21 protein-coding genes are annotated in these 22,923 nt (G+C 61.5%); 8 read left to right on the forward strand and 13 right to left on the reverse strand.

The features are described from left to right. The first annotated feature begins 70 nt into the window (after positions 1-70). The 4 genes from WDB91_RS19330 (at position 71) to WDB91_RS19345 (ending at position 3,656) form a co-directional block, all read left to right on the forward strand. Positions 71-730 carry a TrkA family potassium uptake protein gene (locus tag WDB91_RS19330; RefSeq protein ID WP_339115298.1) on the forward strand — a complete coding sequence of 220 codons (660 nt, stop codon included), beginning with the start codon at positions 71-73 and terminating at the stop codon, positions 728-730. Positions 731-780: 50 nt separating this feature from the next. Then, on the forward strand, positions 781-2,079 hold the full coding sequence (locus WDB91_RS19335) for a TrkH family potassium uptake protein (RefSeq protein WP_339115618.1): 1,299 nt from the start codon (positions 781-783) through the stop codon (positions 2,077-2,079). A gap of 72 nt (positions 2,080-2,151) precedes the next feature. Continuing rightward, complete coding sequence (locus WDB91_RS19340; protein ID WP_339115299.1) at positions 2,152-2,802, forward strand: DUF1007 family protein; 651 nt, start codon at positions 2,152-2,154, stop codon at positions 2,800-2,802. After that, complete coding sequence (locus WDB91_RS19345; RefSeq protein WP_339115300.1) at positions 2,790-3,656, forward strand: sulfite exporter TauE/SafE family protein; 867 nt, start codon at positions 2,790-2,792, stop codon at positions 3,654-3,656. The genes WDB91_RS19340 and WDB91_RS19345 overlap by 13 nt, the downstream gene beginning before the upstream one ends. 104 nt (positions 3,657-3,760) lie before the next feature. On the opposite strand, the gene WDB91_RS19350 is transcribed toward WDB91_RS19345, so the two are convergent. After that, positions 3,761-4,975, reverse strand: coding sequence for a GTP-binding protein (locus tag WDB91_RS19350; protein ID WP_339115301.1), 1,215 nt, complete (start codon positions 4,973-4,975; stop codon positions 3,761-3,763). 283 nt (positions 4,976-5,258) lie between these two features. Between WDB91_RS19350 and WDB91_RS19355 the strand changes: the two genes are divergently transcribed. Both WDB91_RS19355 and WDB91_RS19360 read left to right on the forward strand, forming a co-directional pair. After that, complete coding sequence (locus tag WDB91_RS19355; RefSeq protein ID WP_339115302.1) at positions 5,259-6,131, forward strand: DMT family transporter; 873 nt, start codon at positions 5,259-5,261, stop codon at positions 6,129-6,131. Between the two features lie 55 nt (positions 6,132-6,186). Further along, the gene (locus tag WDB91_RS19360) at positions 6,187-6,519 is read left to right on the forward strand and encodes a DUF2322 family protein (protein WP_339115303.1); all 333 of its coding nucleotides are present in this window, start codon (positions 6,187-6,189) and stop codon (positions 6,517-6,519) included. A gap of 57 nt (positions 6,520-6,576) precedes the next feature. Here WDB91_RS19360 and WDB91_RS19365 read toward each other — a convergent pair whose 3' ends face one another. Together WDB91_RS19365 and WDB91_RS19370 are read right to left on the reverse strand one after the other, a co-directional pair. Beyond that, the gene (locus WDB91_RS19365; RefSeq protein WP_339115304.1) at positions 6,577-8,463 is read right to left on the reverse strand and encodes a PhoX family phosphatase; all 1,887 of its coding nucleotides are present in this window, start codon (positions 8,461-8,463) and stop codon (positions 6,577-6,579) included. A gap of 134 nt (positions 8,464-8,597) precedes the next feature. Beyond that, complete coding sequence (locus WDB91_RS19370) at positions 8,598-9,122, reverse strand: VOC family protein (RefSeq protein WP_339115305.1); 525 nt, start codon at positions 9,120-9,122, stop codon at positions 8,598-8,600. A 500-nt stretch (positions 9,123-9,622) separates the two neighbouring features. Here WDB91_RS19370 and WDB91_RS19375 point away from each other — a divergent pair, with 500 nt between their 5' ends. Next, positions 9,623-9,883 carry a hypothetical protein gene (locus WDB91_RS19375; protein ID WP_339115306.1) on the forward strand — a complete coding sequence of 87 codons (261 nt, stop codon included), beginning with the start codon at positions 9,623-9,625 and terminating at the stop codon, positions 9,881-9,883. A 198-nt stretch (positions 9,884-10,081) separates the two neighbouring features. Here the strand turns inward: WDB91_RS19375 and nrdF are convergent, their stop codons facing one another. The 9 genes from nrdF to WDB91_RS19420 form a co-directional block, all read right to left on the reverse strand. Further along, positions 10,082-11,050: a class 1b ribonucleoside-diphosphate reductase subunit beta gene (gene nrdF / locus WDB91_RS19380; protein ID WP_339115307.1), complete on the reverse strand. Its 969-nt coding sequence runs from the start codon at positions 11,048-11,050 to the stop codon at positions 10,082-10,084. Between the two features lie 23 nt (positions 11,051-11,073). Next, positions 11,074-13,209, reverse strand: coding sequence for a class 1b ribonucleoside-diphosphate reductase subunit alpha (gene nrdE / locus WDB91_RS19385; RefSeq protein ID WP_339115308.1), 2,136 nt, complete (start codon positions 13,207-13,209; stop codon positions 11,074-11,076). Then, positions 13,185-13,607, reverse strand: a complete 423-nt coding sequence (gene nrdI / locus WDB91_RS19390) for a class Ib ribonucleoside-diphosphate reductase assembly flavoprotein NrdI (protein WP_339115309.1) — start codon at positions 13,605-13,607, stop codon at positions 13,185-13,187. The genes nrdE and nrdI overlap by 25 nt, the downstream gene beginning before the upstream one ends. Before the next feature lie 10 nt (positions 13,608-13,617). After that, positions 13,618-13,842 (reverse strand): glutaredoxin-like protein NrdH, encoded by a 225-nt coding sequence (nrdH, locus tag WDB91_RS19395; protein ID WP_339115310.1) that lies wholly within the window; start codon positions 13,840-13,842, stop codon positions 13,618-13,620. A gap of 630 nt (positions 13,843-14,472) precedes the next feature. Beyond that, positions 14,473-15,357, reverse strand: coding sequence for a formyltetrahydrofolate deformylase (gene purU, locus WDB91_RS19400; protein ID WP_339115311.1), 885 nt, complete (start codon positions 15,355-15,357; stop codon positions 14,473-14,475). Between the two features lie 84 nt (positions 15,358-15,441). Then, positions 15,442-15,996 carry a sarcosine oxidase subunit gamma gene (locus tag WDB91_RS19405; RefSeq protein WP_339115312.1) on the reverse strand — a complete coding sequence of 185 codons (555 nt, stop codon included), beginning with the start codon at positions 15,994-15,996 and terminating at the stop codon, positions 15,442-15,444. Then, entirely contained in the window at positions 15,989-18,934 is a 2,946-nt protein-coding gene (locus WDB91_RS19410; protein ID WP_339115313.1) for a sarcosine oxidase subunit alpha family protein, read from the reverse strand. Before WDB91_RS19410 ends, WDB91_RS19405 begins: the two co-directional genes overlap by 8 nt. Beyond that, a complete protein-coding gene (locus WDB91_RS19415) occupies positions 18,931-19,200 on the reverse strand; it encodes a sarcosine oxidase subunit delta (protein ID WP_339115314.1) in 270 nt (89 codons plus the stop codon). The genes WDB91_RS19410 and WDB91_RS19415 overlap by 4 nt, the downstream gene beginning before the upstream one ends. A 10-nt stretch (positions 19,201-19,210) precedes the next feature. After that, a complete protein-coding gene (locus tag WDB91_RS19420; RefSeq protein WP_339115315.1) occupies positions 19,211-20,461 on the reverse strand; it encodes a sarcosine oxidase subunit beta family protein in 1,251 nt (416 codons plus the stop codon). Positions 20,462-20,571: 110 nt separating this feature from the next. Here WDB91_RS19420 and WDB91_RS19425 point away from each other — a divergent pair, with 110 nt between their 5' ends. Beyond that, complete coding sequence (locus WDB91_RS19425; RefSeq protein ID WP_339115316.1) at positions 20,572-21,522, forward strand: GlxA family transcriptional regulator; 951 nt, start codon at positions 20,572-20,574, stop codon at positions 21,520-21,522. Between the two features lie 31 nt (positions 21,523-21,553). Here the strand turns inward: WDB91_RS19425 and glnT are convergent, their stop codons facing one another. Further along, positions 21,554-22,858: a type III glutamate--ammonia ligase gene (glnT, locus tag WDB91_RS19430; protein ID WP_339115317.1), complete on the reverse strand. Its 1,305-nt coding sequence runs from the start codon at positions 22,856-22,858 to the stop codon at positions 21,554-21,556. Positions 22,859-22,923 lie beyond the last annotated feature (65 nt).

Genomic DNA, 22,923 nt, shown 5'->3' on the forward strand with positions numbered 1-22,923 from the left:
GCGTAACAGATTGACTTTCCGCGAATCCGCGCCAACCTCTGGCGCATCTGAAACGGCCTACGGAGCCAACATGCCCAAAGAAACCCGCACCTTCGCGATTATCGGCCTCGGAGCGTTCGGCTCTGCGGTAGCAAGCGAACTGGCGAGATTTGGCAACACCGTCATGGGCATCGATCAGGACGAGGCCCGCGTGGCCAAACTGGCCGATGCACTGACCTCTACCGTTATTCTGGACGCCACCGACGAGCAGGCCCTGCGCGAGGCGGGCGTCGACCGCTATGACGTGGCACTCGTGGCCATCGGCCATGATATCGAGTCGAGCATTCTGGCCACGATGAATGTGCGCGTGCTGGGCGTGGACCAGCTCTGGGTGAAGGCGATCAACAAGACCCATCACCGCATCCTGTCCAAGCTCGGCGCCGACCGGATCATCTTGCCCGAGCAGGAAATGGGCCGCCATGTGGCGCAGCGCCTGAACAATCCCGTGGTGCAGGATTACGTCAACCTCGGCAACGGGTTCAGCGTGGTGACCATGGCCGTGCCCGAGAGGCTGAAGGGGCGCCTGCTCTCCTCGCTGGATTTCGAACATTACGATCTGCGGCTTCTGGGCTTGATGCGGGGCACCGAGTTCCATCCCTGCGAGACCGAGGGGCTGGAGCTTGCACCCCAGGACAAGCTTCTGGTGCTGGGCCGCAGGCCCGATCTGCGCAGCTTCGGGGATGCGTTGTGAAACCCTCGACGCGTATGCTCTGGCACAAATGCCAGCGTCGCCTGACCCATATGCCACCGCCGCTCCTGCTGGCCGTGCTCTATGCCTCGGCGATCCTCCTGGGCGCCTGCGCGCTGATGCTGCCCATCTCGCGCCATGCCCAGATCAGCTGGTCGGATGCGCTCTTCACCGCCACCTCGGCGGTGACAGTGACGGGGCTCGTGGTCTTCGATATCGGCACCAGCCTGAGCCTCTTCGGGCAGATGGTGCTGGCCTTCCTGATCCAGCTGGGCGGGCTCGGGCTGATGACCTTTGCCGTGCTGGTGCTGGGGGCCCTTGGCCTGCCGATCGGCCTGACCGGACAGATCTATCTGCGCGAGGACCTCAACCAGAACTCCATGCACCGCCTGATGCAGCTGGTGCGCGTGATCCTTAAGGCCGTGCTGATCTGCGAGGCGATCGGTGCCGTCGCCCTCTGCTTCAGCTTCGTGCCACGGCTCGGGCTGCGCGACGGGGTCTGGCAGGCGATCTTCCATTCCGTCTCGGCCTTCAACAATGCGGGCTTCTCGACCTTTTCCAACGGGCTGATCGGCTATGCGACCGATCCGATCATCAATCTGGTGATCCCTGCCCTCTTCATCATCGGCGGGATCGGCTATACGGTGCTGCGCGAACTGGGCTCGGGCAAGGGCTGGAAACGCTTCAGCCTCTCGACCAAGATCGTGCTTCTGGGCACGGCCATCCTGATCCCCTGGTCGGTGGTGATGTTTGCCGCGCTCGAATGGACCAATCCCGGCACGCTGGGCGGCCATACCGTCTGGGCCAAGCTGATGATCAGCTGGTTCCAGGGGGTAACGACCCGCACGGCGGGCTTCAACACCACCGATATCGCGGCCATGCATGACAGCACCTCGCTGATGTTCATCTCGCTCATGCTGATCGGCGGGGGGCCGGCCTCGACCGCTGGCGGCATCAAGGTGACGACCTTCGTGGTCATGCTGCTGGCCACGGTGGCCTTTTTCCGCCGCCAGACCCAGCTCAACGCCTTCGGCCGCTCGATCGGGTTCGAGGCCGTGCTGAAGGTGATGGCGCTGACCGCGATCAGCACCGTTCTGGTGTTCGTGGCCACCTTCCTGATCCTGATCACCCATGACGGGAGGTTCCTCGATGTGGCCTTCGAGGTCTCGAGCGCCTTCGGCACCGTCGGGCTCTCGCGCGACTATACCAGCCATCTGAACGAGTTCGGGCGCGCGGTGATCATTGCCGTGATGTTCCTCGGGCGCGTCGGGCCGCTGACACTGGGCTTCTTCCTTGCCACCCATTCGGTGCCACGGCTGCGCTATCCAAAGGGCGAGATCCATCTGGGCTGAGGATACGGCTTTGTGTTCGCCCGCAAGCGGGCGGGCATTGCCAAAACCCCATCCACGCGGCTAGGTGGGATCATGCGCAAGATCCTTCTCACATTGGGCCTTCTGATGGCCCTGCCGCAATGGGCCGAGGCCCATCCGCATATCTTTGTCGATGCCTCGCACAAGCTGATCTTCGATGATCAGGGCCGCCTGACGGCTGTGCGGGTGACATGGGATTATGACGAGATGTTCACCATGCTGATGGTGGAGGACGGCAAATACGACACCAATGGCGATGGTGATGTCACCGGCGACGAGCTGGAGGCCTTCCGGCTCTGGGATGCCAATTGGCCACCGGATTTCGGCGGTGATCTGGTCATCCATGCCGATGGCAAGGATCAGGCGCTGGAAGACCCCACCGATTGGGCCGCCGAATGGCATGACGGGCGCGCGGTCTCCATCCATACGGTCAAGCTAAAGACCCCGCTCGATGCGTCCAAAGGGATCGTCCTGCAGAATTACGACCCCTATTTCTACGTCGATTACGAGGTAACGAAGACCCCCACCTTCGAGGGCCGCAGCGACTGCAAGGCCAAGATCGTGCAGCCCAAGCCGCACCAGATCTCGGCCAAGACCGCCGCGGCCATCGCCAATCTGCCCGCCGACCAGACGCCCGAGCAGGCGGGGCTCCCCAATGTCGGCCAGTATTTCGCCCAGACCGTGGAGATTACATGCGGTGGGTAATGCTGGCCGCCTGTGCGGTGATCCTCGGGTTTGCGGCGCTTTGGGGGTTGGGCGTATTCCAGGGGCTGCACTTCGCGCTTCTGGACATACAGCGTAGTTTCCAGAGCGTATTGGCGCGGGCGATGCGCGCGCTCAAGGCCGATCATCCGGGGGCGCGCGCGAGCCTGATCTGGCTGAGTTTCCTCTACGGTGTGGTCCATGCCGCAGGGCCCGGCCATGGCAAGATGGTGCTGGGCAGCTGGGCCTTTGCCTCCAAGGCGCGGCTTGCGCGGGTGGCGGGGCTCACGCTGACCGCAAGCCTTGCGCAATCGCTCTGCGCCATCGGGATCGTGGTGATCGGCGCCTCGGTTCTGGGGCTCGGGCGACAGGCACTGACCGAACTCGCCGAAGGGCCGGTGACGCAGCTCGGCAATATCCTGATCGGGGCGCTCGGGGCCTATCTGATGGCGCGCGCTCTTCTGGGGCTCTGGCGGAGCCTGCGCAAACCCCGCACCCAACACCACCATCATCACGAAGGCTGCGGTTGCAGCCATGCCCATGCACCCGATCCCGAAAAATCGGCCCGCGCAAGCCTGCCCCAGGCCCTTCTGCTGATCGGGTCGGTCGCGTTCCGGCCCTGCACGGGCGGGCTGTTCGTCATGCTGCTGGCATGGCTGATTGGTGCCCCATGGACGGGCGCCTGGGCGGTTCTGGCGATGGGGGTGGGCACAGCCGTCGTGACACTGGCCATCGCGCTGGCGGCAGGCCATATGGGCAACCGATTTGCCCGCAGGCCCGACCGACCGTGGCTCGGCATCGCGGGGCGGTTCTTCGAGATGGCGCTCGGCGCGATCATTCTGGCCATCGCGATCTGACCCCTGACACCAGCAGAACGCCCCCGCCTCGGGAAGGGACGGAGGCGTTCCAGATCCGCACCGCCCGTCGTCACGGGCAGGGGCGGCGCGGAAATCCGGGGGGCTCAGGCCGCTTCAGGCTGACGCCAGCGCGGGAAGGGATCGGGCAGATCCGCCCAGCTGTGCGGCGGGATCTCTTCGGGATCGATCAGGGCGCTATCGAGTGCGCGGGTGATCCCCTCCTCGTCCAGCCCCGCCCCGATAAACACCAGCTCCTGACGCCGGTCGCCATAGGGTTCCTGCCAGTGCTGCTCCAGATAGCTGCGTGCCGACGGATGGTCCGGCCAGCGCGCCTGCGGCACCGAGGCCCACCAGATCCCCATCGGCTTCACCGCCGACAGCGCCCCTGCCAGCGAGAACTCCGCCAGCCAGTCGGGACGGGTCGCCAGCCAGAAATGGCCCTTGGCGCGGATCACCCCGCGCAGCGGCCCGTTCAGCACATCGTGAATACGCTGCGGATGGAAAGGCAGGCGCGCGCGATAGACGAAGGACGACACGCCATATTCCTCGGTTTCCGGCACATGATCGGCAAAACCATAAAGCTCCTTGGCCCAGAGCGGATGCTCATGCGCGGTGTCGAAATCGAAAAGGCCGGTATCGAGAATCCGCCCGGGCGCGACCTTGGAATGGTCGGTCTCGATGATCTGTGCATCGGGATTGAGCGATGTGACGATCTTGCGGGCCGCATCGACCTTGGAAGGCCCTGCATCGCTGACCTTGTTGAGCACCACGACATCGGCAAATTCGATCTGGTCAACAAGCAGATCGACGATCCGGCGCTCATCGCCCTCCCCCATGCTCTCGCCGCGATCGGCAATGAAATCATGGCTCGAATAATCATTGAGCAGGTTTGCGGTATCGACCACCGTCACCATCGTATCGAGTCGCGCGACATCCGAGAGGCTCTGCCCGTCCTCGTCGCGGAACTCGAAGGTCGCGGCCACCGGAAGCGGCTCGGCAATGCCCGTGCCCTCGATGAGCAGATAATCGAAGCGCTTCTCGGCCGCCAGACGGCGCACCTCGGCCAGAAGATCGTCGCGCAGGGTGCAGCAGATGCAGCCATTGGTCATCTCGACCAGTTTTTCCTCGGCATGGCTCAGCTCGGCCCCGCCCGAACGGACGAGATCGGCATCGATATTCACCTCGGACATATCATTGACGATCACCGCAACGCGGCGGCCCTCGCGATTATTGAGGATGGAATTCAGCAAGGTGGTTTTTCCGGCCCCCAGAAATCCCGAGAGCACGGTGACCGGCAAACGGCTGTCTTCGACTGACATGATGGGTCATTCCTTTTATGCCATATCCAGTTATGTTATGCTATAACAATCACACTCCAACCAAGGACGCAAGCCCCCTCTTGTCACCCAAATGTAACCGCGATAGCCTCGGCGCGATCGACAGAGTGGCAACTAGGGTTCCGGGCGTATCGCGCTGCCAGCGACCGAGCGTTGCAGAGACCACGGGCTTCCTTCCGTGGCTGCACCCGAGGGGGAAAATCCCAGAGGAGGAGACGTCGAGATCAACCAACGTCCCGTTCCGGGGCGCTCAAAGGGGGTCTCTATGACTGTATCTTCCGTCCTGATGGTGCTTTGCGCCGCCATCCTCCATGCCAGCTGGAACCTGATTGCCAAACGAAGCGCCAAAGTCGGGCCGGTTTTCGTGTTTGTCTACTCGGGCTTTGCCTGCCTTTTCTATGCGCCATGGGTGTTCTGGGTCATGGCCGATGGCACCTTCACATGGAGCGCCTTGGGGCTTGCAGTGATGGTCGCAAGCGGCGTTATCCATCTGGGCTATAATCTCTGCCTGCAACAGGGCTATGCGAAGGCCGATCTCTCGGTCGTCTATCCGGTGGCGCGCGGCACAGGCCCGCTCCTGTCGGTGCTCGGGGCGTTCTTGCTGCTAGGGGAGCAACCTACGGCAGGAGGGGTCGCGGGAATGCTCTGTGTGGTCGCGGGGATCTTCCTGATCGCCACCCAAGGCCGTCTCGCGGTCTTCACGAGACCCGGCGGCAAGACCGGTCTCCTCTGGGGGCTGGCGACCGGAAGTCTGATCGCCTGTTATACCGTGACCGATGCCTCTGCCGTGAAGCTATTGGGCATTGCGCCCGTGATGCTCGACTGGGTGTGTAACCTGATGCGGGTGGGGCTTCTGGCACCGGCCGTGCTGCGCCACCCAGACCATATGCGGGCGAGGATGCAGGGGCATTGGGGGCGCGCCGCCCTGATCGGGCTATTTTCTCCGCTGGCCTATATTCTGGTGCTGACCGCCATCTCGCAGGGCGCGCCGCTCAGCCATGTGGCGCCGTTGCGCGAAAGCTCGATGATGGTGGGCGCACTTCTGGGCATGGTGCTCCTGAAGGAGCCGGTGGGCGCGGGGCGGCTTGCGGGCTGCGCTATTCTGGTGGCGGGTGTGATCTTGCTTTCGGGTCTCTAGGCGCGCGCGCGCCAACCTGCTAAGCCCGCGCAAACCAACCCGAAAGGATGACCCCATGATCCAGCCAAGCGCCTCCTTCAAAGACAATCTGCAACAGCTGCCGCCGATCGACGCACTCGCACGGATCGAGCTGCTCGATGCTACCGGCACGGTGGTGGACACGATCGAGAACGAAGCGGGCCGGAAAGGCTCTCTGGCCGTCTACAACTATATCGCAGGCACCTTCGAGGCGCTGGATGCCAAGGCGGCGGCACATGCGGTGGCTGTGTTTGCCGAACATGGCGAGGAGGCGAAATCCCATCGCGGCTCGCACCCCAATATCGACCGCCTGCTCGATATCATTGGCGGTGCCCCCGCACTTGCGCTGCGCCCCGTTCTGGCGGCCTGATCGGCCATGGAAAAACCCTCCGGCGCAGGCCGGAGGGTTCGGTATTGAGCGGGTGGCTCAGCCGACCAGCTGACCGTCATCGCGTTTCACCGCGATTACGCTCGAGCGCGGCAGACCGCTCTCGGCAGGCCAGCTCCCGCCCGGGTGCTGGATGCCCACGAACATGGTGCGGCGGTCCGCCGACCAGCAAAGGCCGGTGATCTCGCAGCCATTAGGGCCGGTCAGGAAGCGCGCGATCTCGCCGGTGGTCGGGTCGCCCGCGAGCTGCTGGTTATTGCCCATACCGGCATAATCGCCCTCGTTGCTATCCTCGCCATCGGTCTGGATCCACAACAGGCCCGCGCTATCGAAGGTCATGCCATCGGGCGAGTTGAACATATTGCCGCCGGTGACATTCTTCGAGCCTGCATAGGCATCCGAATGCACCTCCGGATTGCCCGCCATCACGAAGAGATCCCATTTGAACGTCTCTCCGGCATGGTTGTCGTCGCTCGGATACCAGCGCACGATCTGGCCGTAATTATTGGCATTGCGCGGGTTCGGACCGTTGACGGCGGTGTCATCGCCACCGGCATTCGGCTTCACGCCGCGGTTCTTGTTATTGGTCAGGCAGCAATAGGCCTCGACCGCATAGGGGTTTACGGCAATCCATTCGGGGCGGTCCATCGTGGTCGCGCCCAGTTTCGAGGCCGCCTGACGGGCGAAGATCAGCATCTCTGCCATCTCCATGCCGGTGGTCTCGGGGGTCATGGCGAGCCACTCGCCGGTCTGGTCATCGTGGAACTTGGCCACATAAAGGATGCCGTCATCCAGAAGACCGTCCGTCGGCTGACCCGCGACATAGGGGTAGGTCGAGACATAGCGGTAGAGGAACTCGCCGCGCTCGTCATCGCCCAGATAGACCACCACACGCCCGTCGGGCGCCAGCGTGACTTCGGCATTCTCGTGTTTGAAACGGCCCAGAGCGGTGCGTTTGACCGGCGTACTCTCGGGGTTGGTCGGGTCGATCTCGACCACCCAGCCGAAGCGGTGCGGCTCGTTGGGGTTCTGGCCCAGATCAAAGCGCGGATCGAATTTCTCGTAGCCATACTGGCTCTCGTCGCCCAGACCATAGCGGTCATACCCCGCCTTGACCGTATCGGAGATACCGGTCGCCATGCCGCCGAAATAGCCGTTGAAGTTTTCCTCGCAGGTCAGATAGGTGCCCCACGGCGTCTTGCCCGCGCCGCAATTGCCCATCGTGCCCAATACCTTGGTGCCGGTGCTGTCTGCCGCGGTCTGCATCAGCGCATGGCCTGCGGCCGGACCCGAGATCGCCATCTCCGCATTATGGTGCAGGCGGCGGTTAAAGCGCGAGTTCTTCACCGGTGCATAGCCGTTCTCGCCCTCGGCGATCTCCATCACCGTCACGCCCTGGAAGTTCTGGAGCGTGCGCACATCCTCGGCCGATTGCGGAACGCCATCGGGGGTATGGGGGAGGTTGATCTCGGAATTCACATATTCATTGTTGATCGCGATGATCTCGTGCGATCCGATCTGGAACGTCTCCATCCCGTCGGTATTCTCGCCGAAGACCTTGTCCGAATCCGCCGCGGTCACACCGTTGGTGGCATCGAAATCGGCCACATTATCGAAGAGCGGGTCGCCCCAGCTGACCATGGTTTTCCAGTTCCAGCCCTCGGGCACATGCACCGTCATATCGGTCTGTGCGTCGATCGGGGTGAAGGGGAAACGCGAGGCGGCCTGGGCCTGCGCCGAGGTCGAGTTCAGAAGGCCGGTGCCCATTGCAACCGCGCCGGAACCGAAGGCCACGAGGCCACTCAGGAAGCCACGGCGCGAGATGGCGCGCTCGACCACACGGTCGAATTCGTTCTCTTCGGGGCGGGGAAAATGCAGCTCATCCCACTCATCGGCGGGCATCTTATGCGGAGGCAGCTTCGTCATTTTGGCGTTCCTCGTTTCACTTGATGAGCGAGGAGTTAATGAGCCAATGAAAAGGTTTTGTGACGTTTGCCTTAAGAAATCACGACATGCTCCCTTTCCTGTGATTGGAAAGGGAGCATTGATATCTTTCTTTTTTAGTCCGGGAAATAGCGGGTCTGCGTCGCTTCTTTCGCGTAGTGCATCGGCGACGGCATGTGATTGAACTCGATGATCAATCCCCAAGGCGTTTTGCAGAATTGGGACTGGTTTCCGGGCCCCTCTTCCGGCCCTCCCCCGTCAATCGGGCCTTTCAGGATCTCGGCACCAGCGGCCTTCAATTTGGCAATCGCCTCCTGCATGTCACGGCAATAGATGCAGATATGATGATAGCCCTGATCCTCGAAGCGAGGCTGGTCCTTACGGCCGGTATTCTCTACCTCGAACAGCTCGATATTCGGACCGGATCCAATCCGAATCATGGTGATCGCCTTCACGGCACTTTCCATCGCCAGATCGTTGATCGGGTTCATTTCAGGACCGGTAATCGGATCCTCGTCTTTGGTTTTGGCACGGAACAGGATTGTCGCGCCAAAGGCCTTCTCGAAAAACACCTCGGCTTCGGTAATATCGGGAACGGTCAGCGCCACATGTTCAAGCCCCAGAAACACATCATCTGTCATGCTACAACCTCTTATAATATAAGAAAACTTCCCGCGACCCGCGGGTATACCCGGTCAACGCGTCTGCCTCCGCTTGGGTTTCGGGATTTTTCAAAATTTTGCCGTGAGCAGGATAATGGTGAATATTTCGGAGATAAATCTTGACTTAAGGATCAAAAATACCAGATGCTAGAGAGGATCGTGGGAAGCCTATGGCTGCTCTCGATCCATCGGGGATATCCCCGATCACGCCCACCGAACGGCGTTACGATTTCCGGTCAGAAGTGACCTACCACGCTACAGCTGCTCCTGTAGGTGGTGCCGCATATCCGGTTTTTGCCTGATATGCAGGTCGGCCCTGTGCCGATCGGGCTGGAAATTTCATGGAAATGTCATGGATCTGTTTCCGAGTTGGAAAGATTCCCAGCGCATACTCCGTGAAGTTCACATGATGAACGCAACCCAGGGGCGCACCTGACTGACACAATGCCCCGTGTCTCACAAGAATAAAGGATAACCGAATGGGACTTAAACTGACTGAACTGACGAACCATCACGCCACAGGCGAGCTTGATGGCCAACCTTTCCACCTGACCGTCGAAAACGGCCAGTATTATGTGCGGATCAAACCCGAAAACGCCGCAGCCGGTCATGACTGGACCTTGGCGGATACCTTCGTGGCCCCCGTATCTACCCGTAAGGGAATGGCGGACCGGATCCGTTCCTATGCTTATGCGGCGACGGCAAAATACCGTCAATTCCAGCGCTTCGGCGCGATCTGATCGCCACGATCCGGCCTCCGGATCGGGCAGATGATACGACCGGCCCCGGCATATGGCGATTGCGCCTCTGGCTCGGGCCCTGGTCGGGATCACCCCTCCCCTACCTTCAAACGCATCAGCCCCCGACAGGTCGTCAGGGGCTTTGTTTTACGCGGGGTCTATAAAAACGCCCCGCTCTGGTGGAGCGAGGCGCGAGGATCAGAAATCCCAGTCTTCGTCTTCGGTGGCCACGGCCTTGCCGATGACATAGCTTGAACCGGAGCCCGAGAAGAAGTCGTGGTTCTCGCTATCGGGCGAGAGGGCCGCCATGATCGCGGGGTTCACCTCACAGGCTTCCGGCGGGAAGAGCGGCTCGTATCCCAGATTCATCAGCGCCTTATTGGCGTTGTAATGCAGGAAGTGGCGGACATCCTCGGTCAGGCCGATATCGTCATAAAGCTCCGCCGTATACTGCGTTTCCACCTCGTAGAGGTCGAACATCAGCGCGAAGGCGAAATCCTTGACGGCCGCACGTTCCTCTTCGGAGACCTTCTCCAGAGCGCGCTGGAACTTGTAGCCGATGTAATAACCATGCACCGCCTCGTCGCGGATGATCAGGCGGATCATATCGGCGGTGTTGGTCAGCTTGGCGCGGCTCGACCACCACATCGGCAGATAGAAGCCCGAATAGAACAGGAAGCTCTCGAGGAAGACCGAGGCCACCTTCTTGCGCAGCGGATCCTCGGCTCGGTATTCCTTGAGAATCAGATTGGCCTTGCGCTGCAGATGCGGGTTTTCCTCAGCCCAGCGGAAGGCCTCATCCACCTCGGCCGTCATGCAGAGCGTCGAGAAGATCGAGGAATAGCTCCGCGCATGTACGGCTTCCATGAAGGCGATATTCGACAGAACCGCCTCTTCATGGGGCGTGACCGCATCTTCCATCAGCGTCGGCGCACCGACGGTGTTCTGGACGGTATCCAGAAGCGTCAGACCCGTGAACACACGGATTGTCAGCTGGCGCTCATGTTGCGTCAGATTGGCCCAGGAGGGCACGTCATTGGACAGCGGCACCTTTTCCGGCAGCCAGAAATTCGACGTCAGACGGTTCCAGACCTCAAGATCCTTATCATCCTGAAGCCGGTTCCAGTTCACCGCCTTGAGCGGAGCTTTTTTCATTTGGTCAAGCATGAAACTCTTTCCTTTCCCGACAGTTACAGGCTGCAGGAGACGCAGCCCTGCACTTCCGTGCCTTCGAGCACGGCTTGGCGGAGCCGGATGTAGTAGATGGTCTTGATCCCAGATTTCCATGCACGGATCTGTGCACGGTTGATATCGCGGGTCGTCGCACTATCGGGGAAGAACAGCGTGAGCGACAGCCCCTGATCGACATGCTCGGTGGCCGCCGCATAGGTGTCGATCAGCTTTTCGGGACCGATCTCGTAGGCATCCTTGTAATATTCAAGGTTGTCATTCGACATATAGGGCGCCGGATAGTAGACGCGGCCGATCTTGCCTTCTTTGCGGATCTCGATGCGCGCGGTGATCGGGTGGATCGAGGCGGTCGCATTGTTGATATAGCTGATCGAACCGGTCGGCGGCACGGCCTGCAGGTTACGGTTATAGAGCCCATGTGCCATCACCGCCTCACGCAGCTTGGCCCAATCGGCGCGGGTCGGCAGGGTGATGCCGAATTTCTCGAAGAGCGCCGTGACGGTCTCGGTTTCCGGCAGCCAGTCGCGGGTCACATATTTCTCGAAGAAGCTGCCATTGGCATAATCCGACTTCTCGAAATTCACGAAGCTCTCGCCCTTCTCGCGGGCGATCAGGTTCGAGGCCCGCAGTGCGTGATAGGCCACAGCCGCGAAATAGGCCGAGGTGAAATCGATCCCCTCTTCCGAGCCGTAATGAATGCGCTCGCGCGCAAGGAACCCGTGCAGGTTCATCTGGCCCAGACCAATCGCGTGGCTCTGGTCATTACCCTTGCGGATCGAGGGCACAGCATCAATCGCCGACATTTCCGACACAGCCGTCAGCGCGCGGATCGCGGCCTCGACGGTCGCGCCCAGATCGCCGCCATCCATCGCGCGCGCGATGTTGAGCGAGCCGAGGTTGCACGAGATATCCGTGCCCATATGGTCGTAGCTCAGATCCTCGTGGAAGGTCGAGGGCTCGGCCACCTGCAGGATCTCGGAGCAGAGGTTCGACATGGTGATGCGCCCGTCGATCGGGTTGGCGCGGTTCACCGTGTCTTCGAACATCAGATAGGGGTAGCCGGATTCGAACTGGATCTCGGCGAGGATCTCGAAGAAGCGGCGTGCACGCATCTTGGTCTTGCGGATACGGGCATCGGCCACCAGCTCGTCATATTTCTCGGTGACCGAGATCTCGGAGAAGGCGCAGCCATAGACTTTCTGGATGTCATGCGGCGAGAAGAGATACATCTCGGCATCGCGCTTTGCCAGTTCGAAGGTGATATCGGGGATCACCACACCCAGCGACAGCGTCTTGATGCGGATCTTCTCGTCGGCATTCTCGCGCTTGGTGTCGAGGAATTTCAGGATGTCCGGGTGGTGGGCGTTGAGGTAAACGGCCCCTGCCCCCTGACGCGCGCCCAACTGATTGGCATAGGAGAAGCTGTCTTCGAGCAGTTTCATCACCGGAATGACGCCCGAGGACTGGTTCTCGATGCCCTTGATCGGCGCGCCCGCTTCGCGCAGGTTGGTGAGCATCAAGGCCACACCACCGCCGCGCTTCGACAGCTGCAGCGCCGAATTGATCGAGCGGCCGATCGATTCCATGTTGTCTTCGAGGCGCAGCAGGAAGCAGGACACCAGCTCGCCGCGGCTCTTCTTGCCCGCGTTGAGGAAGGTCGGCGTTGCCGGCTGGAAGCGGCCCGCCAGCATCTCTTCGGTCAGCGACAGCGCCATCTTGCGGTCACCGCGCGCCAGCGCTAGCGCGACCATCACCACACGGTCCTCGTAACGCTCGAGGTAGCGCTGGCCGTCGCGGGTCTTCAGCGTATAGGCGGTGTAATATTTGAATGCGCCAAGGAAGGTCGGGAAGCGGAACTTCTTCTTATAGGCGGCATCCCAGATCTGGCGGCAGAAGTCGCGATCATAAAGCTCCAGCACGGCGGCATCGTAATAGCCCTCGTCAACGAGGTAATCGAGCTTCTCGTCCAGCGAATGGAAGAACACGGTGTTCTGGTTCACATGGTTGAGGAAATAGGCGCGCGCGGCCTGACGGTCTGCCTCGAAACGGATTTTCCCATCCGCATCGTAAAGGTTCAACAGCGCGTTCAGCGCGTGGTGATCGAGCCCTTTTACGGCGTCTGCTTTGTCAAGCATTGTGCTCTCCAGAATTTCTCGAGCCCGTCTCTGACGCGGGCAATATCTAGGTCGGTGCCGCTCAACTCGAACCGGTAGAGCAGCGGGATCTTGCATTTCTCGGCGATCACTTTGCCCGCATAGCCATAGTAGATCCCGAAATTGGTGTTTCCAGTGCCGATCACACCCCTGATATTCTTGCGTATCTCGGGGTTGTTCAAAGCATGGATCACGGGTTTCGGAACCGCTCCCCGGCCCTCGCCATCGCTATAAGACGGGCATATCAGCACAAAAGGCAGCTCGGCCAAACTGGCCGAGCGATCTTCGGTGCCCCCGATGCGTATAGCAGGCAGACCGAGCCGGGTGACGAAGCGATGCGTGTTTCCGGTGGCCGAGGAAAAATAGGCCAGTCCGGTCATCGGCTTGCGATCAGGCGACGAGGGTCGCGATACGATCCGGACGGAAACCTGCCCAATGATCAGCGTCGGTCACCACAACTGGGGCCTGACGGTAGCCAAGGCCGGTCACTTTTTCCATCGCATCCGCATCCAGCGTCAGGTCGATCACATCATGCTCGATCCCGCGGGCATTGAGCGCGCGAATGGTGGCAGTGCATTGGACGCAGGCAGGTTTGGAATAAACCGTAATAGACATAGGCTCTCGACCCCGAAGCAAAGGGGCGGACATTCGGAAGGTGGATCGCATTTCTGCCAAACTCCCCCCGGACATACCGCCCGTGGACATTATCACTCATCAGATCCGCAGGAGGCGCCCATAAGGCCCGCTCTATTCTCCGTCTAGTGCCACAACAGTCCCCCAGGACCTGAAAAGCAACTTACCCTACGGAGGGTCCGGCTCAACTTCCGGACCTCTACACGGAGCGGATATGGTATCCGGTTCCATCTGATGCGCTATATATAGTAGCTGAATTGCGTCTGAAGTCCAGAGGTTTTTAGCCATTCCCCGCGCTTCCCTAGGGGCGGAAGACCCCGCATCCCCGACAGCGCGCAACCGCCTGAATCGTTGGAGCTCTGGCTACAAAGAAGACCGCCGGAAGCAAAGACCGAAAAAAATAATTGTTGGGCTGGACGAAAGACGGGGGTTCTGCAACTCGAATCGCGGGCGCGGATTCGTCCACAGGACCGGTCGCCCAGAGCACGAGCCTAGCACGGATCCGCTCGCCTGTCCCCTACGTCAACATCACGCCTCAAATGCCCGATGGCCGCCCCGGGGGACGGCCATGGAAGATGCACACCACTATATCTAGGAGGAAGCTCTTACCGCTCAGCCCATACGCTCGGAGGAGAACGAGCCCGGAGAGGCGGGGAAGACCACCGTTTTCGAGCCGTTGATAAAGACCCGACGATGGGCATGGGCATGGATCGCCCGCGCCAGAACCGCGCTTTCCACATCGCGCCCCAGCGAGACATAATCCTCGGGCGATTGCGCATGGGTCACGCGCACCGTGTCCTGCTCGATGATCGGGCCCTCATCGAGATCGGCGGTCACATAATGCGAGGTCGCCCCGATCAGCTTCACCCCGCGGGCAAAGGCCTGCTTATAGGGGTTCGCGCCCTTGAACGACGGCAGGAAGGAATGGTGGATATTGATGATCCGCCCCGACATCTTCTGGCACATCTCGTCCGAGAGGATCTGCATGTAGCGTGCCAGAACGATCAGCTCGGCGCCTGCCTCCTCGACCACCTGCATGATGCGGGCCTCGGCCTCGGGCTTGTTTTCTTTGGTCACCTTGATGCAATGGAAGGGAATATCGTGGTTCACCACGACCTTCTGGTAATCCATATGGTTCGAGATCACGGCCACGATCTCTACCGGCAGCGCCCCGATACGGGCGCGATAGAGCAGATCGTTCAGGCAATGCCCGAAGCGCGAGACCATGATGACGACCTTCATCTTGGCCGCCTCGTCATGGAAAGCGAAATTCATGTCGAAGCCGGAGGCCACGGGGGCGAACTCGGCGCGCAGGCTGTCGGCATCATTGCCGGTCTCCGAGGCAAAGCTCACCCGCATGAAGAAATTGCCCGTCTCCAGATCGTCGAACTGGGCGCTATCGGTGATATTACACCCTTTATCGGCCAGAAAACCGGAAATGGCAGCGACAATCCCGCGCTTGGTGGGGCAGGTGACGGTCAGGCAATATTTGGTCATGACTATATCCAGAAATCTTTCGCCCGATCAGATATGACCGATCGGCCGCAGGAAGAGAAGAGGCAGGGACACTACCCTAAAACATCAGCCAAGGCGCGCAGCGGCCTCATTAAGCGTATGCCAGAGACTGCCGGCATAGGAGCGCATACCCCAGATCCGGCAGTGATCGGGCGCAAGCCGCAACAGAAAGACCGACATATGGTGCAGGCCGGTGCGGGTTGCCATGCCGGTGGCCTTGGCCGCGTCAGGCAGGTTCACCAGCCGCTCGAGGAGCGCCTCGACATCCTCGCCTGTTACGTCAAACGCCACCCAGCCATCGGTCTGCTCGGTCACCGAGGCGCCCTCGGCCTGCGTTTTGACCCATGCGGCGAAATCCTCATGCGCGCGGGATGGCCCTTCGATCATCCACTGTCCCTGCCCCGCCCAGAAGGCGGTCAGACCTGCGCCCTGCGCGAGCGCACCGGGTGCGGGCAGGACCATCCCTGCCAGCTCGCTCAGGCTCTGCCCGCGCCGCATGGCCAGCGAGGCCAGCGCGATATCTGGACGTTCGGTCAGGGTCATGGACCCGAAGGTTTCAACCTTGGGCGCGGTTTCACCCAAAGCGGTGAGCGCAATCAGATCAGTCACGGGCTTAGTCACGGAGACGCTCCCCCTCTGGGTCAACAAAATGGGCAGGCACAATCCGGCAATCACAGCCCGAATTTTCCAGCGGATTATAGGCGACAATCACCTCCCCCATCCGCGTCTCGCCATGTTCCACAAAACCAAGCGCGATATGGCTTCCGACATGCGGCGAATAACAGGCCGAGGTCACCCAGCCCTGATCGGTGTCCATCGCGCGCCGGTCCCCACGGGTGAACAGATGCGACCCCGCCATGATCCGTTCTGCCGGATCCAGCGGTTGCAGCCCCACAAGACGGCGCTTGTCGGCCGCCAGCCCCTCGCGGCGCGACATGATCGCCCCGATGGAATCCTTCTTGGCAGAGACCATCCTGCCCAGACCCAGCATCTGCGCGGTAGTCTGACCATTCAGTTCCGCTCCCGCGGCATGACCCTTCTCGATCCGCAGCACAGCCAGTGTTTCTGTCCCGTAAGGCGTCACACCCAGATCGGCGCCCTGCGCCATCAGCCGGTCCATCAGCGCATTGCCGTAACGCGCAGGCACCGCGATCTCATAGGCCAGCTCGCCCGAGAAGGAGATCCGGAAGAGCCGCGCCCGTAGCCCGCCGCAGATGGTAAGTCCAGCACAGGCCATGAAGGGAAACGCCTCGTTCGACAGATCGAACCCGTCAACAATCCGCGACAGAAGCTCACGCGATTTCGGCCCCGCCACGGCAATCTGCGCCCAAGCCTCGGTGGTGGAGATCAGTTGCACATCCAGATCGGGCCACAGACATTGCCGCGCGAATTCCATCTGCCGGTAGCACAGCCCCGCATTGGCGGTGGTGGTGGTGACCACATAGTGATCCTCGGCCAGCCGCGCGCAGGTGCCGTCATCATAGATATGGCCATCCTCGCGCAACATGATCCCGTATCGCACACGGCCCACCGGCAGCGTGCCCATCATATTGGCATAGATCCGGTTCAAAAACTCGCCCGCGTCCGCACCCTGCACATCGACTTTGCCGAGCGTGGTCACGTCGCATAGCCCAACGCCCGCACGCACGGCCAGCACTTCACGGTCCACACTCTCGCGCCAGTTTGTCTCCGCGCCTTGCGGGAAATATTGCGCGCGCATCCATTGCCCGACCTCGACAAATTCGGCCCCCTGCGCTCTCGCCCATTCATGGGTGGGCGTCAGCCGCGTCGGGCGGAAATGCGCGCCACTATCGCCTCCGCCGAGCACCCCCAGAGACACGCCGGTATAGGGCGGGCGGAAGATGGTGGTGCCGGTCTCCGGGATGGATTTGCCGGTAAGTTCGGCCATGACCGCCAGCGCCGAGACATTGGCCGTCTTGCCCTGATCGGTGGCCATGCCAAGCGTCGTCCAACGTTTGAGATGCTCGATGGGGCGCATATTCTCCTTATGGGCCAGCGCGATGTCCTTCACCGTCACATCATTCTGGAAATCGACCCAGGCCCGTTTTTTGCCCGGCACATGCCAGAAGGCCGCCTGCTCCAGCGGTATATCCTCGGCCTTGGGCAGATCGGGCACAGAAGCCGCGATCCCGAGATCGCCGAGCGCGCGCGCCGCCGCCCGCGCGCCAGACGCCATCGCCTGCGCGGTCGAGCCCTCACCATTGCAGGCCCCTGCGGGGATCAGCCCCGCAGGCCCGCCCTCACCCGGCACGAAGGCCAGCAGATCCTCGTTCCAGACCGGACGCCCGCGATGATGCGAGGCCAGATGCACATTGGGGTTCCAGCCGCCCGACACGCCCAAAGCGCCGCAATCGAGCCACTCGGCCTTATGCCCCGAGCGGATCTCGATCTTCTGGAGCCCGAGCCGCCCCTTGCTGCCCGTCACCACCGATCCGGCATAAAGGCGATAGTCACCCAGAGCCTTGGCATCGGTGCGCACATCCACCACGCCCGCCACCTTGGCACCTCTGGCCAGAAGATCGAGCGCCGTCCGGTGACCATCGTCATTATTTGTGAAGATCGCGATCCCGTCGCCCGCCTGCCGCACGGGCGCCACCGCCCAACGGTTGGCATAGGCGCGCATCGCGCCCGCCAGCATGATGCCCGGACGGTCATTATCGGCAAAGGGAATATGCCGCTCGGTAGCACCTGCGGCCAGCACGGTGCGCCGCGCGGTGATCCGCCAGAGCGTCTGGCGGACTTTCCCGCCCGCCTCCGCCAGATGGTCCGACACGCGTTCGACCGCGCCGTAAACGCCGTGATCATAGGTGCCGAACACCGTCATCCGCGTCATCACCCGCACATTGGGCATCGCGCGCAACTCGGCCTCGGTGGCGCGCACCCAATCGGTCGCGGGCGCGTCATCCAGCGTATGGCTTTCGGCCAGAAGCCGCCCGCCCAAAGCGAAATCCTCATCGGCCAGAATGACCTTGGCCCCCGCACGGCCCGCGGTCAGCGCCGCCATCAGGCCCGCTGCACCACCACCGACTATCAGGAGGTCGCAATGCAGGTATCCGCGATCATAGGCATCAGGGTCGGGCAGGCCCGACAGCGCCCCGAGCCCCGCCGCCTTGCGGATCATCGGCTCGTAGAGTTTCTCCCAGAAGGCGCGCGGCCACATGAAGGTCTTGTAGTAGAACCCCGCCGCAAAGAAGGGCGACAGGAGATCATTCACCGCCAGCCAGTCGCGCTCGAGCGCGCCTGCATAATTCTGCGAGGACGCTTCCAGCCCATCATAAAGCTCTGCCACGGTGGCGCGGGTATTGGGCTCGGCATAGGCGCCGGTGCGCAGGGTCACCAGCGCATTGGGTTCCTCCGAACCTGCCGCCACCACACCGCGCGGGCGGTGATATTTGAACGAGCGCCCCATAAGCTGCACACCATTGGCCAGAAGCGCCGAGGCCAGCGTATCGCCCTGAAACCCCGAATACTCGACCCCATCAAAACGGAAGCTCAAAGGCACGTTACGGTCCACCAGACCGCCAGACAAACGGCTCATTTCGCGCCCTCCGCGTTCATTGCAAGCTCGGCGCCCAAGATCTCGTGGGTCAGCGTGTTGCGGGTGACGATCAGCCACGAGCGGTCGCCCTGCTCGTGATACCAGAGCTCGCGATGCACACCTGCCGGATTGTCGCGCAGGAAAACATACTCGGCAAAGGCCGCCTCGCCCGCATCAGGCGCAGGCCGCGCCATCAGGGAGACATCGCCCAGATAAGCAAACTCCTGCGCGTCCCGCAGGCCAAGAAGAGGATGGGGTATCAGCATGATCTGGGCCTCAGTGCAGGTTCGGTTGGGCACCAACGCCCTTTTCATCAATGACATAGCCACGCGCGAAACGATCAAGCCGCATCTTCGCGGTGACCTCGTGGCTTTGCCCCGTGGCCAGAAGATGGGCAAAGCAGAAGCCCGAGGCCGGCGTCGCCTTGAACCCGCCATAGCACCAGCCCGCATTCAGGTAGAGCCCCGAGACCGGCGTCTCGTCGATGATGGGCGAGCCATCCATCGACATATCCATGATGCCGCCCCAATTGCGCAACAGCCGCGCGCGCCCGATCATCGGCATCAAGGCCATGCCGCCTTCGAGCACATCCTCGACCACCGGAAGATTACCGCGCTGCGCATAGGAATTATAGCCGTCGATATCGCCGCCAAAGACCAGCCCGCCCTTATCGGACTGGCTGATATAGAAATGCCCCGCGCCAAAGGTGATCACATTGTCGATCAGCGGTTTCAGCCCTTCGGATACAAAGGCCTGCAGCACATGGCTCTCGATCGGCAGGCGCATCCCCGCCTTTTCCATAACACGGCTCGTGGATCCTGCCACCGCCACACCGACCTTCTTCGCCCCGATAAATCCGCGCGAGGTCTCGACCCCCTCGACACGGCCATTATTGATACGGAAACCGGTAACCTCGCAATTCTGGATGATATCGACGCCGCGCTGGTCGGCGCCGCGCGCATAGCCCCAGACCACGCCATCATGGCGCGCCGTGCCCGCGCGGGGCTGGATCAGCGCCCCTTTGATCGGGAAGCGGGCATTGTCGAAATTGAGATAGGGGAGCATGCCCCGCAGATCGGCCGCATCCACCAGTTTCGCGCCAGCCTCCGAGAGCATCATCGCATTGCCGCGCCGACGATAGGCATCACGCTGTCCGTCGCTATGGAACAGGTTGTAGATCCCGCGCTGGCTGACCATCGAGTTGAAATTGGTCTCCTGCTCGAGGTTTTCCCACAGCTTCATCGACAGCTCGTAGAAGGGCTGGTTTCCGGGCAAGAGGTAGTTCGAGCGGATAATCGTGGTGTTCCTCCCGATATTGCCCGAGCCGAGCCAGCCCTTTTCCAAAACCGCGATCTTCAGATGGCCGAAGTTTTTCGAGAGATAAAAGGCCGTCGAGAGACCATGACCACCGCCGCCGACGATGATCACATCATAGGCCGGTTTGGGCTCGGGATCGCGCCACAAAGGCCCCCATCCCTTATGCCCCGTCAGCGCCTCTTTCAGCACCCTGAACCCTGAAAACTTCATGACCTGCGCTCCTTTATCTGGCTCAGGCTATGCGGGATCAGATGAATAAACTTCTTTATATACGCCATATACTATCGTAAAAATGCCATTAGGATTAATCGGGCAAGCCTATGCAACATATCGCCTTTCTGCTTCTGGACGGCTATGCGCTAATGTCCACGGCCTCGGCCCTCGAGCCATTGCGCGCGGCCAACCAGTTCCGCCCGGGCAGCTACGAGATCACGATTCTCGCGGGCCAGGAGCGTGCGGTCTCCTCGATCGGGTCGGAATTTCCGGCACGCCCCTTCCGCACGACCCCGCCCGAGTTCGATCTGGTCTTCGTGGTGGCGGGCGGCGATCCGGCCCGCGTGACCGACCCTGCCTTGATGGCATGGCTGCGTGAGGCCGACCGGAAGGGCGTGGCCTTGGGCGGCATCTCGGGCGGGGCGCTGGTCCTTGCACGGGCGGGGTTGCTGGAAGGGCGGCGTTTTACCGTCCATTGGCATCATTATGAGGATATCGAGGCGATGGGCGGCGACTGGCTGCTGGAACGGCGGCTCTTTGTGATCGACCGCAACCGCTATACCTGCGCAGGCGGCACAGCGCCTCTGGATATGATGTATGCGCTGATTACACGCGATTTCGGCACGGGCTTCGCACGGCGGATCGCGGACTGGTTCATGCAGACCGAGGTGCGCGGGCCCGAAGCCCCGCAAATCGCCTCGATCGAGGCGCGATACGGGGTGATGCCGCCTGTGGTGACCGCCTGTATCGAGCTGATGGAAAGCCATATCGCCGATCCGCTCGACCAGAGCCAGTTGGCAAGCCTTGCAGGTGCCTCGCTCAGGCAGGTGCAGCGGCAGTTCAAATCGGCCATGGACCGGACAATGATGGAGGTCTATCGCCAGATCCGTCTGGAGAAGGCACGCGAGCTGATCGTGAACACGCGGCTGCCGCTCTCGGAAATCGCGCATCTGACGGGTTTCGCCACGCAGTCGCATTTTACCGACCGCTTCCGCGAGGCCTATGGTCATGCGCCGCGCAGCCTGCGCGACAAAAAAAGCCCGACGTCACGAGAGTGAGCGCCGGGCATCAGGAGGGGTAATTCCGCGCTCAGATATCGAGCGTATTGTCCTTTTCCCATTGCGAGAAATGCGACACGAAGGACGTCCATTCCTGCATCTTCATCTTGATATAGGAGGCCGAGAACTCCGACCCCATCGCGGCTTTCAGCCCCTCATCGGCGTCAAAATTGCGCAGCGCATCGAGCAGGTTCAGCGGCAGGCGCGGCGCATCCTTCACCTTGTAGCCTTCGGCATACATGTCGATGTCATGGCGCGGCCCCGGATCGGCCTTGGAGCGGATGCCCGAAAGCCCCGCCGCGATGATCACCGCCTGCAACAGATAGGGGTTCACCGCCCCATCGGGCAGGCGCAGCTCGAACCGGCCCGGACCGGGAACGCGGACCATATGGGTGCGGTTATTGCCGGTCCAAGTGACCGTATTGGGCGCCCATGTCGCACCAGAGGTCGTGCGCGGCGCATTGATCCGCTTATAGCTATTGACCGTAGGGTTGGTGATCGCGGCCAAGGCTTCCGCGTGCTTCATGATGCCGCCCAGGAAGGTGCGGCCCTGATCCGAGAGACCCAGCTCTTTGGACTTATCGGCAAAGGCATTGACCTTGCCCTCCAGATCCCAGACCGAGATATGCGCGTGGCAGCCATTGCCCGTCAGCCCCTCGATGGGTTTGGGCATGAAGGTGGCGCGCATACCGTGTTTCTCGGCGATCGACTTCACCATGAACTTGAAGAAGCTGTGGCGGTCGGCGGTGACCATCGCATCATCAAAGCCCCAGTTCATCTCGAACTGGCCATTGGCATCCTCATGGTCGTTCTGATAGGCACCCCAGCCGAGCTCCAGCATATAATCGCTGATTTCGGCAATGATATCATAGCGCCGCATCACGGCCTGCTGGTCGTAGCAGGGTTTGGCCGCGGTATCATAGGGGTCCGAGATCTGATCGCCCTCAGGCGTCAGCAGGAAGAATTCGGCCTCGATACCGGTCTTTACCCGCAGCCCCTCGGCCGCCGCCTCATCGACCAGCTTCTTCAGCACATTGCGCGGTGCCTGATCCACCGGCTCGCCTTCCATCACGCAATTGGCCGGAACCCATGCCACCTCGGGTTTCCATGGCAGCTGGATCGCGCAGGCGCTATCGGGGACCGCCAGCATATCGGGATGGGCAGGCGTCAGATCGAGCCATGTGGCAAAACCCGCAAATCCCGCGCCGTCTTCTTCCATATCGGTGATCGCCTGCGCGGGCACCAGCTTCGCGCGCTGGCCCCCGAAGAGATCCGTATAGGAGACCATGAAATATTTGACGCCCTTCTCGCGGGCAAATTCGGCCAATCCTGCCATCTGAACACCTCTTATCCCTGTTGCATGGGGCGGGGCGTTTGCCGCCCTCGCCCTGTCTTCCGGCT

The organism is Thioclava sp. GXIMD2076 (assembly GCF_037949795.1).
Taxonomy (GTDB): domain Bacteria; phylum Pseudomonadota; class Alphaproteobacteria; order Rhodobacterales; family Rhodobacteraceae; genus Thioclava; species Thioclava kandeliae.

Bases quoted from the DNA above. Each gene is read 5' to 3' on its own strand.
- WDB91_RS19365 (WP_339115304.1), bottom strand. From the start codon at position 8,463: ATGACGAAGCTGCCTCCGCATAAGATGCCCGCCGATGAGTGGGATGAG.
- WDB91_RS19360 (WP_339115303.1), top strand. From the start codon at position 6,187: ATGATCCAGCCAAGCGCCTCCTTCAAAGACAATCTGCAACAGCTGCCG.
- WDB91_RS19330 (WP_339115298.1), top strand. From the start codon at position 71: ATGCCCAAAGAAACCCGCACCTTCGCGATTATCGGCCTCGGAGCGTTC.
- nrdI (WP_339115309.1), bottom strand. From the start codon at position 13,607: ATGACCGGACTGGCCTATTTTTCCTCGGCCACCGGAAACACGCATCGC.
- WDB91_RS19340 (WP_339115299.1), top strand. From the start codon at position 2,152: ATGCGCAAGATCCTTCTCACATTGGGCCTTCTGATGGCCCTGCCGCAA.
- WDB91_RS19335 (WP_339115618.1), top strand. From the start codon at position 781: ATGCCACCGCCGCTCCTGCTGGCCGTGCTCTATGCCTCGGCGATCCTC.
- glnT (WP_339115317.1), bottom strand. From the start codon at position 22,858: ATGGCAGGATTGGCCGAATTTGCCCGCGAGAAGGGCGTCAAATATTTC.
- nrdF (WP_339115307.1), bottom strand. From the start codon at position 11,050: ATGCTTGACCAAATGAAAAAAGCTCCGCTCAAGGCGGTGAACTGGAAC.
- WDB91_RS19425 (WP_339115316.1), top strand. From the start codon at position 20,572: ATGCAACATATCGCCTTTCTGCTTCTGGACGGCTATGCGCTAATGTCC.
- WDB91_RS19345 (WP_339115300.1), top strand. From the start codon at position 2,790: ATGCGGTGGGTAATGCTGGCCGCCTGTGCGGTGATCCTCGGGTTTGCG.
- WDB91_RS19370 (WP_339115305.1), bottom strand. From the start codon at position 9,122: ATGACAGATGATGTGTTTCTGGGGCTTGAACATGTGGCGCTGACCGTT.
- WDB91_RS19375 (WP_339115306.1), top strand. From the start codon at position 9,623: ATGGGACTTAAACTGACTGAACTGACGAACCATCACGCCACAGGCGAG.
- nrdE (WP_339115308.1), bottom strand. From the start codon at position 13,209: ATGCTTGACAAAGCAGACGCCGTAAAAGGGCTCGATCACCACGCGCTG.
- WDB91_RS19355 (WP_339115302.1), top strand. From the start codon at position 5,259: ATGACTGTATCTTCCGTCCTGATGGTGCTTTGCGCCGCCATCCTCCAT.
- WDB91_RS19350 (WP_339115301.1), bottom strand. From the start codon at position 4,975: ATGTCAGTCGAAGACAGCCGTTTGCCGGTCACCGTGCTCTCGGGATTT.
- purU (WP_339115311.1), bottom strand. From the start codon at position 15,357: ATGACCAAATATTGCCTGACCGTCACCTGCCCCACCAAGCGCGGGATT.
- nrdH (WP_339115310.1), bottom strand. From the start codon at position 13,842: ATGTCTATTACGGTTTATTCCAAACCTGCCTGCGTCCAATGCACTGCC.
- WDB91_RS19410 (WP_339115313.1), bottom strand. From the start codon at position 18,934: ATGAGCCGTTTGTCTGGCGGTCTGGTGGACCGTAACGTGCCTTTGAGC.
- WDB91_RS19415 (WP_339115314.1), bottom strand. From the start codon at position 19,200: ATGCTGATACCCCATCCTCTTCTTGGCCTGCGGGACGCGCAGGAGTTT.
- WDB91_RS19420 (WP_339115315.1), bottom strand. From the start codon at position 20,461: ATGAAGTTTTCAGGGTTCAGGGTGCTGAAAGAGGCGCTGACGGGGCAT.